This window comes from Acrocarpospora phusangensis (assembly GCF_016862995.1).
GTDB classification, from domain to species: Bacteria; Actinomycetota; Actinomycetes; order Streptosporangiales; family Streptosporangiaceae; genus Acrocarpospora; species Acrocarpospora phusangensis.
On record NZ_BOOA01000001.1, the window covers coordinates 104,321 to 118,956 of the forward strand.

10 protein-coding genes are annotated in these 14,636 nt (G+C 72.2%); 5 read left to right on the forward strand and 5 right to left on the reverse strand.

All coding sequences use genetic code 11. The features are described from left to right. The first annotated feature begins 49 nt into the window (after positions 1 to 49). The 3 genes from Aph01nite_RS00465 to Aph01nite_RS00475 all read left to right on the forward strand — a co-directional run bounded on the left by Aph01nite_RS00465 (position 50) and on the right by Aph01nite_RS00475 (position 3,803). Complete coding sequence (locus Aph01nite_RS00465) at positions 50 to 2,527, forward strand: GH116 family glycosyl hydrolase (protein ID WP_204038661.1); 2,478 nt, start codon at positions 50 to 52, stop codon at positions 2,525 to 2,527. Between the two features lie 49 nt (positions 2,528 to 2,576). Next, entirely contained in the window at positions 2,577 to 3,203 is a 627-nt protein-coding gene (locus Aph01nite_RS00470; RefSeq protein ID WP_204038662.1) for an NADPH-dependent F420 reductase, read from the forward strand. A gap of 99 nt (positions 3,204 to 3,302) precedes the next feature. Then, positions 3,303 to 3,803, forward strand: coding sequence for a DinB family protein (locus Aph01nite_RS00475; protein ID WP_204038663.1), 501 nt, complete (start codon positions 3,303 to 3,305; stop codon positions 3,801 to 3,803). A gap of 80 nt (positions 3,804 to 3,883) precedes the next feature. On the opposite strand, the gene Aph01nite_RS00480 is transcribed toward Aph01nite_RS00475, so the two are convergent. Continuing rightward, the gene (locus tag Aph01nite_RS00480; RefSeq protein WP_204038664.1) at positions 3,884 to 4,438 is read right to left on the reverse strand and encodes a hemerythrin domain-containing protein; all 555 of its coding nucleotides are present in this window, start codon (positions 4,436 to 4,438) and stop codon (positions 3,884 to 3,886) included. 11 nt (positions 4,439 to 4,449) lie between these two features. On the opposite strand from Aph01nite_RS00480, the gene Aph01nite_RS00485 reads away from it, so the two are divergent. Beyond that, positions 4,450 to 5,571, forward strand: coding sequence for a glycosyltransferase (locus Aph01nite_RS00485; protein WP_239161289.1), 1,122 nt, complete (start codon positions 4,450 to 4,452; stop codon positions 5,569 to 5,571). Between the two features lie 12 nt (positions 5,572 to 5,583). Here the strand turns inward: Aph01nite_RS00485 and Aph01nite_RS00490 are convergent, their stop codons facing one another. Genes Aph01nite_RS00490 through Aph01nite_RS00505 form a run of 4 tightly spaced genes read right to left on the reverse strand, consistent with a single transcriptional unit; the run spans position 5,584 to position 12,594 of the window. Further along, positions 5,584 to 8,652, reverse strand: coding sequence for a non-ribosomal peptide synthetase (locus Aph01nite_RS00490; protein WP_204038666.1), 3,069 nt, complete (start codon positions 8,650 to 8,652; stop codon positions 5,584 to 5,586). Beyond that, positions 8,649 to 9,818: a glycosyltransferase gene (locus tag Aph01nite_RS00495; protein ID WP_239161300.1), complete on the reverse strand. Its 1,170-nt coding sequence runs from the start codon at positions 9,816 to 9,818 to the stop codon at positions 8,649 to 8,651. Before Aph01nite_RS00495 ends, Aph01nite_RS00490 begins: the two co-directional genes overlap by 4 nt. 27 nt (positions 9,819 to 9,845) lie before the next feature. Next, the gene (locus Aph01nite_RS00500; RefSeq protein WP_204038668.1) at positions 9,846 to 11,099 is read right to left on the reverse strand and encodes a condensation domain-containing protein; all 1,254 of its coding nucleotides are present in this window, start codon (positions 11,097 to 11,099) and stop codon (positions 9,846 to 9,848) included. A gap of 4 nt (positions 11,100 to 11,103) precedes the next feature. After that, entirely contained in the window at positions 11,104 to 12,594 is a 1,491-nt protein-coding gene (locus Aph01nite_RS00505) for a condensation domain-containing protein (RefSeq protein ID WP_204038669.1), read from the reverse strand. A 215-nt stretch (positions 12,595 to 12,809) separates the two neighbouring features. Here Aph01nite_RS00505 and Aph01nite_RS00510 point away from each other — a divergent pair, with 215 nt between their 5' ends. Beyond that, a complete protein-coding gene (locus Aph01nite_RS00510; protein ID WP_239161290.1) occupies positions 12,810 to 14,633 on the forward strand; it encodes a glycoside hydrolase family 15 protein in 1,824 nt (607 codons plus the stop codon). Positions 14,634 to 14,636 lie beyond the last annotated feature (3 nt).

Genomic DNA, 14,636 nt, shown 5'->3' on the forward strand with positions numbered 1-14,636 from the left:
AGGTCGCCAGCCGTCCGGCCGGCGATCGCACCACGAAGGGTAGGCGTCGGTGAGGCGGTACACCGGAGAGGCTCGGCGCGCGGTCGCGTTCCCGCTCGGCGGCTTCGGCACCGGACACGTGGCTCTGGGCGGCGACGGCGCGCTGCGCCAGTGGCAGCTGTCCGGGGTCGCGAACCATCTCGGGTTCCTGCCCGACAGTTTCTTCGCGCTGCGGGTCTCCTCCACCGAGCCGCCCTCCGACGTGGTACGGCTGCTGCGCTCCGCGCCGTTGCCGCCGCACGAGCGCCCGGCCCCGAACGTCTCCGACGCCGAAGTGCCCGACGCCGACCGGCTGCCGCCCTGGCCCACCGTGGCGGGGACCGAGTTCCGCGGTTCGTACCCGTTCGCCGAGGTGTCGTACCTGGACGAGGAGCTGCCGGTCGAGGTGTCGCTGTCGGCGTTCACCCCGTTCGTCCCCCTCGACCCGGACGCCAGCGCGCTGCCCCTGGTGCGCTACCGGTTCACCGTGCGCAACACCAGCGCCGAACTCCGGCACGGCTGGCTGCTCGGCACGCTGCAGAACGCGGTCGGCTGGGACGGCGTCACCCCCGTCGACGGCACCCGCGGCGCCGGGTACGGCGGCAACGTCAACCGGCTGCTGCACCGGCCCGGCCAGACCGGCGTGCTCATGGACCACCCCGGCCTGGCCGAGGACGACCCCGCGTACGGCCAGATGCTGCTGTGGACGGACGGCCCGGCGGCGGCGCTGCCGCGCGCGGCGAGCGCCGAGGCGATGCTGCGTTTCGCGGAGACCGCCAAGCTGGTCACCCCGATCCAGCTGGGCGACTACAGCGAGGCCGCCCTGCGCGCCGCCGTCGCCGACGGCGTCTCCCCCGTGCGCGCCCCGGCGGGACCGAGCCCGGCCGGGCACACCTGGGACGCCGCCGTGGCCGTCGCGTTCGCGCTGCACCCGGGTGAGACCACGACAATCGATTTCGTCCACGCCTGGTGGTTTCCCAACCGGTACGCCGACTTCGACCGGTTCGGCCCGGCCAGGTCGTACGGGCGGAGCCGGTTCTGGGTGGGCAACCACTACGCGACCCGGTTCGGGGGCGCGCTGGACGTGCTCGACGCGTACCTGGCCGGCCGGGACGGACTGGACGGCGCCTCGCGGGCGTGGGCCGACGCGGTCGCCGGGAGCGACCTGCCGGAGCCGCTGCGGGAGGTGATCTCCGCGCAGGGCACGCTGGTGCGCTCCCCGACCCTGTTCCGCACGGCCGACGGTCGCGCGTACGGGTTCGAGGGGGCGCTGGGGGCCTCCACCCGCAACTGGAACGGCGACGTCGGCGGCTCCTGCCCGCTCAACTGCAACCACGTCTTCAACTACGAGCAGGCCATGGCCCGGCTCTTCCCCGCCCTCGGCCGCGGCATGCGGGAGACGGAGCTGGAGGTGCAGGCCCCCGACGGCTCGCTGCCGCACCGCGTGGTGCTGCCCCTCTACCTGCCGCAGCTGCACGACGTCGGGATCGGCGGCCCGGAGCGCCCGGCGCTCGACGGCATGCTCGGCGCCGTCCTGAAGACCTACCGTTCCGTCCTGGACGGCGCGGGCCTCGAGTGGCTGCGCGAGCAGTGGCCGGGGCTGCGCCGCCTGATGGACCACATCACCAGGACCTGGGACTCCGACGGCGACGGCGTGCTCCACGGCGACCAGCCGGTCACCTACGACATCAGCCTGCACGGGCCCAACATGTTCGTCGGCGCGCTCTGGCTGGCCGCGCTCCAGGCCATGCGCGCGATGGCCGACCTGGTCGAGCCGTCCGCCTCGGCGGCGTTCGCGGACCGGTTCGCGGCCGGCCGCGACGGCTACGACAAACTCCTGTGGAACGGCGAGTACTACGCCCAGCCCGTCACCGGCGAAGCCCACGACTTCGGCCTCGGCTGCCTGTCCGACCAGCTGCTCGGCCAGTGGTGGGCGCACCAGCTCGGCCTCGGCTACCTGCTGCCCCCCGACCGCGTACGGGCCGCGCTCGCCTCGATCGTGCGTTACAACCTGCGCACCGGCTTCACCGACCACGGCTACCGGGTCTTCGCCGACGGCGACGAGACCGGCCTCGTGGTGTGCAGCTGGCCCAACGGGGGCCGCCCGGTCGTGCCCCTGCGCTACTGCGACGAGGTCTGGACCGGCGTCGAATACCAGGTCGCCGCCCACTGCCTCCACGAGGGCCTCACCGACGAGGCCCTCCGCATCGTCGAAGCCCTCCAGGCCCGGTACGACGGCACCCGCCGCAACCCGTACAACGAGATCGAGTGCGGCGACCACTACGTCCGGGCGATGGCCGGGTGGTCGCTGCTCGACGCGTACACGGGCTTCCACTACGACGCCCCTGCCGCCCACCTGCGCGTCGGCCGCCGCCCCGGCCGTTTCCCCTTCGTCGCCGGCACAGCCTGGGGCACCGTCACGATCACCGCCGACGCCACCGCCACCATCGAGATCCTGGGCGGCGAACTCCCCTCCGACCTGACCGTCGAAGTGACCGACCTGCCCTGAAGCTGCGCGTGGCGGAATCGATTCGCGGGATGCGGGTGTTGCAGGGGCTATGGTCATCGCATTCATTGGCAGTGGGAACATCGGCGGGACCGTGGCGCGGCTGGCGGTTGACGCCGGGCACTCCGTGGTCCTGAGCAATTCACGCGGGCCGGAAACACTGGCCGGGCTGGTCGCCGAACTCGGGGAGAACGCCAGGGCGGCCACCGCGGAGGAGGCGGCGGGAGCCGGGGACGTCGTGGTGGTGAGCGTGCCGTTCGGCGCTCATACGAAGGTGCCGGTCGATCCGCTCGCGGGGAAGATCGTCATCGACACGAACAACTACTACCACGAGCGGGACGGCCGCTATCCGGAGATCGACGAGGGCCGTCAGACCGACAGCGGAGCCCTCGCCGACCATCTTGGGACGGCGCGCGTGGTCAAGGCGTTCAACTCCATTTACTACGTGGAACTCGGCGACGACGGGCTCCCCGCGGGTGACCCCGCCCGCCGGGCCCTGCCGATCGCCGGCGACGACCCGGACGCCAAGCGCGTGGTGGCCGAACTCCTGGACTCCTTCGGCTTCGACAGCGTCGACGCGGGCCCGCTCGCGGAGGGCCGGCGCTTCCAGCGCGACAAGCCCGCCTACGGCCCCCGCCTCACCGCCGGCGAACTCCGCGAGGCCCTCGCCAAGGCGTGACCTCCCCTTCCCCGGGACCCGCCGACCAGCGGGCCCCGGGGTTCTCGACGAGGTCCCGCCTCACCGTTGTGTGGGCGGAGACGGATAAGGTCGGCCCTCGTGACTGACACCCGCGTTCCCCCGCCTCTCACCGGCGACGAACTGACCACCCTGAACAACTGGCTCGAATGGCACCGCGGCACCCTCGCCGTCAAATGCGCGAACCTGACGGACGACCAGCTGCGCCTGCGCTCGGCGTCGCCCTCGTCCCTGTCCCTGCTCGGCCTGGTCAGGCACATGGCGCACGTCGAGCGCTCCTGGTTCCGGCGCGTGCTCAACGGTGAGGACCTGCCCAAGCTCTGGGACAAGGACCGCGACAACGACGCCGACTTCAACGAGGTCGACGCCGCCTCCGTCGACGAGGCCTTCGCCACCTGGCAGGCCGAGATCGAACACGCCCGCGCCATCTCCGCCGCCAAACCCCTGGACGCCGTCGGCGACCGCAACGGCCAGGACTGCACCCACCGCTGGATCCTCGTCCACATGATCGAGGAGTACGCCCGCCACAACGGCCACGCCGACCTCCTCCGCGAACGCATCGACGGCACCACCGGCGAATAACGCCCCCAGCGGACGCTCGCCGCCTCCCGAAACTCAGCGATCCGGTTCGCGATGTCCGAGTGGACGGCAGGCCGAGCCGCTCACTTGCCCAGAGCCGTGACGAGTTCGTCCTTGGTCATCGAGCTGTAGCCGTCGATGCCCTTCTCCTTGGCCTGTTCGAGCAGTTCCTGCTTGGTACGGCCTTTCGGCTTGGGCGGCTTGGCCAGTTCCTCTGCCTTGGCCTGGCTGAACACCCGGCCCAGCTTGACGAGTCTGTCGCCGGGGATGGCCTTGGCCATGGCGGGGAGGATCTCGCTCTCCTCCTCCTCGACGTGGTGCTGGACGGCCTTGACCATCTGCGCCAGCACGGTCAGGAACTCCGGGCGGTCGGGGTCGGCCTCCATGAGCTGGGCCAGCAGTTCCTCGGCCTCGTGGTGCTCCTCGACTCCGTGGTGCACCTCGCCGCGCTCCCTCGGGGCGGCCTTGGCCAGCGCGGGATAGACCTCCGCCTCCTCGGCGCGGGCGTGCGCGGTGAACTTCGCGGCCAGCTCGGCCACCAGCGCGGGGCGGTTCTCCGGCTGGCTCTTCAGCTTCTCGAAGATCATTTCCACGTCGCGGTGGTCAGCCATGATCAGATCGATGACGTTCTGGGTCATGCTCTCTCCTCATGCTCGCGGCCGGTCGTCCTCAGCCGCACCTACCCGCCGCCGCCTCCGGAAACATCTGGAACCCCGGTCATATCGGGCCGCGTACGGCCGCCTCGGCCGGCCCGGTTGTGGGAGCGCTCCCGCTTCCGCCTAGATCAGTTCTGGGGGAGAATTCCGGTAATCGGAACGTGACAGCGAAGGGGGCGGGCTCGTTGAAGTGCAGTGTGGTTATTCCGACGTACAACCGGGTGGAATTGCTTCGTCATACGCTCAACTCGCTCGTGTGGCAGAGTCTGCCGAAAGAGCAGTTCGAGGTGCTGGTCGCGGACGATGGCTCGGACGACTCGACCGCTGAGATGGTGGAGTCGTTCCGGGGGCGGCTCAACGTGCGGTATTTCTTTCAGGAGCGGGACGGGTTTCAGGTCGCGAAGGCGCGGAACCTCGGCATTTCCCATGCCGAGGGTGAGGTGTGCGTGATGCTGGACTGCGGGGTGCTCGCTCATTCGGAGTTGTTGCGGGCGCATCTCGACAGCCATGACGCGTCCGACGTGCCGCTCGCCGTTTGCGGATACGTGTACTGCTTCCACGTCAACAACGACTTCGCGAAGCTGATGGATCAGGTGATCGACTATGACGATCCGGATCTCACCGTCGCGAAGTTGAAGGCCAGGAAGTTGTGGCTGGACGTGCGGGAGACCTTCTACGGGCGGTACGGCGACGACATCGGCGACCTGCCCGCGCCGTGGCTGAACTTCTGGACCTGCAACGTGTCGGCGCGGACGGAGCAACTGCGGTCGATCGGGATGTTCGATGAGGCGTTCCGGAGTTGGGGCGGGGAGGACATCGACCTCGGCTACCGGCTGCACCGGGACGGCGCCCGGTTCATGGTGAACCGGGAGGCGGCCGGGGTGCACTGCCCGCACGAGAAGGACTTCGACTCGAACATCGCCCAGGTCAGCGAGAACTACAAGTACATGGCGGAGAAGTACGGCACGCCCATCATTCAACTGCTGCTCGACGTCGGGGACGCGGTCGGCAATCTCGACTTCTTCAAACTGAATGACGTGATCAGGGAGCGCGGACTGCCGCGGTGCGCCGACTATCTGGCGGAGCGGGAAGCGGCCGGGCAGACGACGCCTTGAGGCCCGGGGCGATCAGGGGCTGTTGAGGAGGCGTTCGGCTTCTTCGTCGGAGAGGTCGGAGAGTTCGGTGAGAAGGAGTTCTTCCAGGGCGGCGGCGAGTTCGCGCACGGTGCGGTGGGTGAACATGGTGAGGATCGGGAGTTCGACGCCGACCGTGGCGCGGAGCCGGGCGCTGACCCGTACGGCGAGCAGCGAGTGCCCGCCGAGGCGGAAGAAGTCGTCGGTGGCGCTGACCCGGTCCAGGCTGAGCAGTTCGCACCAGACGTCCGCGACGAGTTCCTCGGCGTCGCCGCTCGGGGCGACGAAAATCGTCTCGGGAGCCTGGGGGGTGGGCAGCGCGCGCCGGTCGAGTTTGCCGTTGGGGGTCAGCGGGAGCGCGGCCAGCGGGATGAACCAGGCGGGCACCAGGAAGGCGGGCAGCCGTTCGGCCAGCGCGGCGCGTACGGCCTCGGGGTCGGCGTCGCCGACGAGGTAGGCGACGAGGTTCTCCTCGTGGACGGCGGCGACGGCCGTGGCGACGCCGGGCACCGCCTCGCAGGCCGCCTCGACCTCGCCCAGCTCGATCCGGTGGCCGCGCAGTTTGACCTGGTTGTCGGCGCGCCCGAGGAATTCCAGCCCGTGCTCGTCCCGCCAGCGCACCACGTCGCCGGTGCGGTAGAGGCGGCCGCCGGGCAGGCCGTACGGGTCGGGGACGAAGCGTTCGGCGGTGAGGGCCGGCCGGCCGAGGTAGCCGTGGGCGACCCCGGCTCCGCCGATGAGGAGTTCGCCGGGGACGCCCTGGCGGACGAGTTCGAGGTGCTCGCCGACCACGTACACCTGGGTGCCTCGGATGGGGACGCCGACCAGGGGGTTGCCCGGGGGTGCGGGGACGGGCCAGGCGGTCGACCAGATGGTGGTCTCGGTCGGGCCGTACACGTTGAAGAGGCGGCCGACGGCGGCGCGCAGGCGGGAGGCGAGTTCGCCGCCGAGGGCTTCGCCGCCCACCAGGGCGGTCAGGGCCGGCTCGGCGATCCCGCAGTCCAGCAGCATGCGCCAGCCGGACGGGGTGGCCTGGACGTGGGTGACCCCGGCCTGCTGGATCTGCCGGATCTGCCGGAATCCGTCGGCGGCGGTCTCCGCGTCGGCGATCTCGACCCGGCCTCCGGTGGCCAGCGGCAGGTAGAGCTCCAGGGCGGAGATGTCGAAGGACAGCGAGGTCAGCGACAGCCAGACGTCCTGGGGCGTGGCGCCGACCATGTCGTCCATGCCGGCCAGCAGGTTGCCGAGCGCCCCGTGCGGGACGGCGACGCCTTTGGGACGGCCGGTCGAGCCGGAGGTGTAGAGCACGTAGGCGGTGTCCACGCCGCGCACGGCAACCCGCTGGAAAGGCTCCGGCTCCGCGGGCTCGTCGACCATGAGGGTGCGCACGGAGTGGGCGGGCAGCACGGCGGCGGTCTCGGCGCTGGCGAGCACCAGGGACGCGCCGCAGTCGGCCAGCACGAACTCCAGCCGCGCGGCGGGGAAACCGGGATCGAGCGGCACATAAGCCGCGCCGGTACGCTGCACGGCCAGCAGCGCCACCACCGCCTCCACCGAGCGGGGCAGGCAGACGGCCACGTGGTCGCCGGGCCGTACGCGCAGGCGGGCGGCCAGTTCGTCGGCGCGGCGGTCCAGTTCTGCGTAGGTGAGCCGGACCGGCCCGCAGCTCACCGCGGGGGCGGACGGCCGGAGTTCGACCTGGGCCTGGAAGAGGTCGGGGAACAGGGCCGTGGCGGGCGGGGCCACCCGGTTGCGCTCGTGGATCAGCAGGTCGCGTTCCTCGCCGGCGGGGGCGGTCAGGCGCGACAGCCGTACCAGGGGGTCGTCGGCGACGCGGGACAGCAGGGCCTCGAAGTCGCGGGCGTAGCGTTCGGCCGTGCTCGCGTCGAACAGGTCGCGGTTGTAGACGAGCATCATGAGCCACTCGCCGCCGTTCTCGAAGATGTCCAGCTTCAGCTCGTACGGGGAGTGGGAGAAGCCGGACTCCAGCCACTGGGTCTCCAGGCCGGCCAGCCGGATGGCCTGGTCGCCGGCCTCGTACGTCATGCCGAACGTGGTCTGGAACAGGGGGGCGCGGCTGAGGTCGCGTTCGATGTCGAGGGCGGTGAGCAGCCGGTCGAGGGGCAGCGTGCGGTGCCGGCGGGCGGCCAGCAGGCGGGACCTGGTCCGGTGCATCAGCTCCCGGAAGGTGGGGTCGCCGGACAGGTCCGCCCGAAGCGCCACGTTGGTGGCGAAGTAGCCGATCAGCTCGTCGTCCTCCGCGCCGTCCCGCCCGGCTGTCGGGAAGCCGACGCAGAAGTCGTGCTGGCCGCTCCTGGCGGCGAGCAGCGTCTGGTAGGCGGCCATCAGCGCCATGAACGGCGTGCAGCGCGCGGCGGCGGCCATCACCGAGAAGCGCGCCACGAGCGGCCCCCGCAGCTTGTACGGGAACAGCGCGCTGTCGGAGCTGGCGACGGACGGCCGGGGATGGTCGGTGGGCAGCCGCAGCGGCGGCGCGTCGGCCAGCTGCCCCTTCCAGTACGCCAGCGACTCGGCGTCGTCGCTCTCCGCGCGGACGAAGTCGGACCATCGGCCCGGCAGCGGCGGCAGCGGCGCGGGCTCGCCCTTGCTGAACGCCGCGTAGAGCGTGGACAGCTCGCCGAGCAGGATGCCGATCGAGCGCCCGTCGGCGACGATGTGGTGCACGACGACCGACAGGACGTGCTCCTCCGGACCGGTCTCGATCAGGGTGACCCGGAGCAGCCGGTCGGCGGCCAGGTCGAACGGCCGGGCGGCCAGCTCGGCCACCAGCGGCTCCACCGGCCCCCGATGGCTGAGGACGGCCGGCGCGAAGCCGCCGGGCGGGTCGATGACCTGGGCGGGGCTGCCGTCCACGGCCGGGAAGCGGGCGCGCAGCGACTCGTGGCGGGCGACGATCTCGGTCAGCGCGCGGGCCAGCGCGGACCGGTCGAGCGGGCCGGCGAGCCGGGCGGTGTGGGAGAGGTGGAAGGTCGGGTCGGCCGGGTCGACCTGGTGCAGGAACCACAGGCGTTCCTGGTCGGCGGAGAGCGGGAGCGTGTTCATCGCGGGCCTACCAGGTGTTCGATGCGGATACGGGCTTCGGCGGGCCCTGCCGCCGGATCGAGATCGCCGGTGATCTTCCGGCAGCGTTCCAGGTAACCGGTGTCGGCGACCGCGGCCGCCACCGCGGCCGAGACCTCCCCGGGGTTCCAGCGGCTGCTCGGCAGCCAGGCGGCCAGCCCGGCCCCGGCCAGCCGGGCCGCGTTGTCGGGCCGGTCGACCGTGTCGGCCAGGATGACCTGCGGGACGCCCGCCGCCAGGCCGCGGGTGAGGGTGCCGACGCCGCCGTGGTGGACCAGTGCCGAGACTTTGGGCACGACCTCGCGGAACGGCAGGCGCGGGAACCAGGTCATGCCGCCGGGCAGCGGATCGGGCAGCAGGTCGGCGTGGCGCGCCACCAGCATCACCCGCCGGCCCGCGCAGCCGCCGACCGCGGCCTCGTAGAACCCGCGGTCCTGCATGCGGCTGGTGCCGCCGGTCAGCAGCACCGGGCGTTCGGCCAGCAGTTCCTCCGCCGCGGCGGGCAGCGTCTCCCCCGGGCTCTCGTCCGGCACCACGAACCCGGTCCGTACGACCCGGGCCGGGGTGCGCAGCCCCGCCTCGTCGAACCACTCCGGCCACAGGCCGAGCTCCAGGTCGACCTCCCTGAACCAGGCCCGCCAGTCGGTGACAGGGTTCAGGCCGAGGTCTCGGCGGACGGTGTCCATGCCGGGCGCGAGCTGCGTCCGGCAGCTGTGCACGGCCATGCCGACCAGCATCAGCTGGGACGGGGAGAGCGCCACCCACACGGCGGGCGCGCCCAGCAGTTCGGCGGCGAACCGTACGGAGAAGGTGGAGGTGTGCCGACCGATCAGGACCGTGTCGCCGGGTCTGTGCCGGGCGGCCATCTCCCTGACCTCCCAGGCGAGCTGCCCGTAGAGGCCGTGGCGGCGGAACAGGTCGGCCCAGGACAGGTCGCGGGTGCCGATGAGGGCCGTGGTGTCCGCCATGTGCCGCGCGTAGCCCGCGTCGGTGTCGACGGCGACGAAGTCCAGCCCGGCGCGGGCGGCGCGCTCCGCGAAGGGCGCGTGCGAGAACAGCGTGACGTCATGGCCCGCCCGCCGCAGCTCCCCGCCGAGGCGGATGAAGGGGAGCACGTCCCCGTCCGTGCCCTGGGTGGACATCAGCATTGTCGCCACGGCGGATCTCCCTTCGTCCTATCCGGCCGCGCCCGCCACGACCAGCGACTCCATCCCGCGTAACAGCGTCTCCAGGTCCCCGGCCCGCAGGTAGCGGGTGTCGGCGGTCACCATGATCTTCAGCTGTCCCGGGTCGCCGGTGACGTGCACGCAGAACCGGCAGTTCAGCTCGTCCAGCCCGCTCTCCGGCTCCACCACGGTCTCGCCGGACCCCGTCCCGGCGGGGATCGGCACCCCGGTCGTCTCCGCCGACCGCTGGTCGTTGAAGCAGCACAGCGGGTCTCCCCCGCCGAGCCTGGCGTTGAGCGCCGCCTGGTCGTAGTAGGCGTGCCGGTACGCGCGGAGCGCCGCCGCCCTGGCCCCCGCCATCAGCTCGTTGAAGTCGGCCGGGCCGGAGTCCACCACGAGCAGGCCGAGCTGGGCGAGCGAGGTGACCACCTCGCTGTGCCGGGCCAGGAAACGGTTGTTGACCAGCGGCGTCATGGCCGACCTGGGCCGCCCGGCCGCCCGGCCCACCAGCGCGCAGGCGGCCACCAGCAGGATGGTGGAGCCGTTGACGCCGTGGCGCTGGGCCAGCACCCGGGAGGCCCTGTCCATGGCCGGCGAGAAGATCACCGCCCGCTGGTAGCGGGGGCCCTCCGCGGCGGGCAGCGGCCGGTCGAGCAGCGGCCCGCCGAGGGACTGCGCCACCCAGAAGTCCAGGGCGCGCTCGCTGCGGGAGACGTCCGGACCCGACTGGGCGGCGACGAGGTCCCGCAGCTGCTCCGGCTCGCCGGGGGGCGCGCCGCGCAGCAGGGTCAGCCGCAGGTCCCTGACCACCAGGTCGGCCGCGTACCCGTCGGCGGCGACGTGGCAGAAGACCAGGAGCACCTCGCGGACCCGGTCGTCCGCCACCACCAGGGCCGCCCGGAGCGGCCAGTCCTCGGCGAACTCGAACCTGAGCCCCTCCAGGCGCTCCACCTCGGCGGCCGACTCCACGATCTCGACCGGGATCTCCCCGCCGCCCCCCACCACCTGGTACGGCTCGCCGCCCGCGTCCCGCCGTACGCGCGTGCGCAGCGAGTCGTGGCGGGCCACCACGACGCCGAGCGCGCGTACGACGGTGGCCACGTCGGCGGCGGGCGCGCCACGCGGGACCGGCACCACCCTGCTGAAGTTGAAGTACCGGTCCGCGGCCGGGCCGACGTGGGTGATCGCCCCCCAGATGGAGCGCTGGCCCCAGGCGAGCTCGCCGGTCCAGTCCTGTTCGCCCGTGTGGAACTGTGCCCGCATCCGGTCAGGCCCCGGCGTCGCGGGAGGCCTGCGCGACGGCTTCGGCCACGCCCACCACGGTCGGGTTGTCGAAGAACACGTCCATGGGCAGCTCCACGTCGTACTGCTTGCCGATCCTGGCGATGATGTTGATGATCGAGATCGAGTGCCCGCCCAGGTCGAACAGGTCCTCGTGGGGGCCGACGTGCTTGAGGCGGAGCACGTCGCACCAGATCCGGGTCACCGCCTCGACGATCTCGGGGGGCGCGGTCGCGATGGCCGCGGCGGGGGCGGGGGCCACCGCCTGGGCGGCGCGCGCGCCCGCCGACGGCAGGACCAGGTCGGCCAGCGGGGTGTCCGGCGGCTGGCTCAGCACGGCCCGCAGGTCGGTAGCGATGAGCGCCGCGTCCTCGCCGGAGACCACCCGGGGGTCGTGGCGCAGCCAGGCTTCCAGTGTGCCGGGGCCGCCCGCGCCCTCGATCGCCTGAAGGTGCAGCGCGCCGCGGGCGCCGCCGTTGAACATCGCCCAGTCCACGGTCACGGCCAGGCCGGGGAAGCCGGGGTCGGGCCCGCGCCGCCGGTAGCTCACCGAGACCGGGGTGAGCGAGCCGCGCGGGGACAGGCCGCCGAGGGCCCGGGCCAGCGGCACCTCGCGGAAGGCGTAGACGGCGCGCAGCTCCTCGCGTACCTGGTGGGCCAGCTCGCGGAAGGTGCCGCCCGGCTCGGGACGGCAGACCACGGGCAGCTCGTTGACCAGCAGGCCCACGGTCTCGGCCGTGTCCCCGCCGCGGGTGGAGAGGTCCACCGAGATGATCGGCTCGCGGGCGCCGTACCGGTGGAGCAGGGCGTGCAGGGCGGCCAGGACGCGCTCGAACGTGGTGACGCCCAGGTCGCCGGCGTCGGGCAGGCCGGAGAGGGCCGCCACGCTGCCGCCCGGTCCCGGCCGCCGGGACGCGGTGATCTGGCCGGCGGGCGTGTAGACCTCGAACTGGTCCCGCCACCGGGACTTCCAGAAGGTCTCGGCCGCCGGCAGCGCCTCCTCGACGCGCTGCGCCTCGGCCTGGATCGCCTCCCCGTACGGCGGCGCGGCGGGCCTGGTCGGGCGGCCCGCGTACGCGTCGGCGAGGTCGCGGACCAGGATGTCCTTGGACATGCCGTCGAAGACCAGGTGGTGGGCGATGAACAGGAGCCGGTGCCGGTCCGGCCCGGTCTCGGTCAGGGTGAAACGGGCGAGCGGGCCGTACCGGACGTCGAAGTCCGGGGGCTGCTCGGGGCCGTAGGTCACGGTCGGCGGGTCGGAGGCGCGGACGACGCGTAACTCACCGTCGCCCTCCTGGAACGCCGAGCCGAGGAGTTCGTGGCGCTCCAGCACGGACGCGCACGCCGCGAGGAGCGCGGGCACGTCGAGCGGGCCCTCGAAGGTGATCGCCAGCGGCATCTGGTAGGCGGCGCCGGATCCGGCCAGTTCGTTGATCCACATGCCGCGCTGCAGCGGCGAGGCAGGGGTGTGAGGCATTCGTACCCTCCATCGGACGGGAAGAGACCGCCCGTACCGGAGCTTTCGAGAACGCCTGCGTACCCGACCGGTGGGAACGCTCCCACGGCAAGAGGGTAGGATTCGGGATCTCGACCGTCAAGCTACTGCGGAGTACCCGTATCGCCGGGAAGATCTGCCGCCATTTGACCCTCGCCTGAGGCAGCACCGCGTACGTCATGCGTAGTTTGAGGTGCATGAGCACTCCGGACGAGGCAGCGGGGGCGCGTTACCTGCCGATCGGGGAGCACGGCCTCATCGGCGACCTGCGCACGGTCGCCCTGGTGGGGACCAACGGCACGATCGACTGGTACTGCTGCCCCGACTTCGACGCGCCCAGCGTGTTCGGCTCGCTGGTGGACGCCGGGCGGGGCGGCTCCTTCGAGCTGGCCGCCGACACCCCGGCGGACACCAAGCAGTTCTACTTCCCCGACACCAACGTCCTGATCACCCGGTTCTACGCGCCGGACGGCGTGGGCGAGGTGCGGGACTTCATGCCCGTCACCGGCGGCGGCCCCGAGGTGGACCGGCACCGGCTGATCCGGCAGGTGACCTGTGTGCGCGGCACCATCCCGTTCCGCGCCCTGATCGCCCCCCGCTTCGAGTACGCGACGCTCCCGCACACCGTGCGGACCACCGAGGGCCACGCCACCTTCGAGTCGGCCAAGCTGACCCTCAACCTGACCTCCACCGTCCCGTTCGAGACCGACGGGCAGGACGTGCGGGCGCGCTTCACCCTCGCCGAGGGTGAGCAGGCGGTGCTCGCGCTGGACCAGGTCGGCGACACGATCCAGCCGCGCACCTGCCCGGTCCAGCAGGCGCAGGACCAGTTCCTCGCCACCGTGCGGTACTGGCGGCGCTGGCTGTCGCAGTCCCGGTACCGGGGCCGGTGGCGGGAGGTGGTGCACCGCTCGGCGCTCACCCTGAAGCTGCTCACCTACGCCCCCAGCGGCGGCATCGTCGCCGCCCCGACCACCAGCCTGCCCGAGCAGCTCGGCGGCCCCCGCAACTGGGACTACCGCTACGTGTGGATCCGCGACGCCGCGTTCTGCGGCTACGCGCTGCTACGGCTCGGCTTCACCGAGGAGGCCGAGGCGTTCATCGACTTCCTCACCCGGCACGCCATGCTCGGCCCCGACTGCCCGACCGGCCCCCTCCAGATCATGTACGGCATCGACGGCCGCCGCGACCTCCCCGAACGCGTGCTCCCCCACCTGGAGGGCTACCGGAACTCGGCCCCCGTACGGGTCGGCAACGACGCCGCCGGCCAGCTCCAGCTGGACATCTACGGCGCGCTCGTGGACGCCCTCTACCTGTACAACAAGTGGGGCCGGCCGATCTCCAGCGAACGCTGGGAGGAGCTGTCCTGCATCGTCGACTGGATCTGCGCGCACTGGGATCAGCCGGACGAGGGCATCTGGGAGACCCGGGGCGGGCGCAAGAACTTCGTCTACTCGCGGCTGATGTGCTGGGTCGCCATCGAGCGCGCCATCCGGGTGGCCAACCAGCGCGGGCTGCCCGCCGACATCCCGGCCTGGCAGCGGGTGAGGGACACGATCTACCGGCAGATCATGCGATGCGGCTGGTCCGAGGAGGCCGGCGCGTTCGTCCAGCACTTCGACGACGACGTGCTCGACGCCTCGGTGCTGATGATGCCGCTGGCCAAGTTCGTCGCCCCCACCGACCCGAAGTGGCTGTCCACCCTGGACGCGCTCGGCGACAAGCTGGTCTCCGACTCGCTGGTCTACCGCTACGACCCGGACGTCAGCCCCGACGGCCTGCCCGGCCGGGAGGGCACCTTCTCGGTCTGCTCGTTCTGGTACGTGGAGGCCCTCGCCCGAGCCGGACGGCTGGACGAGGCCCGCCTCGCCTTCGAGAAGATGCTCACCTACGCCAACCACGTCGGCCTGTACGCCGAGCAGATCAGCCACACCGGCGAGCAGCTCGGCAACTTCCCGCAGGCCCTCACCCACCTGGCGCTGATCAGCGCCGCCTTCAACCTCGACCACGCCCTCGGCTGATCG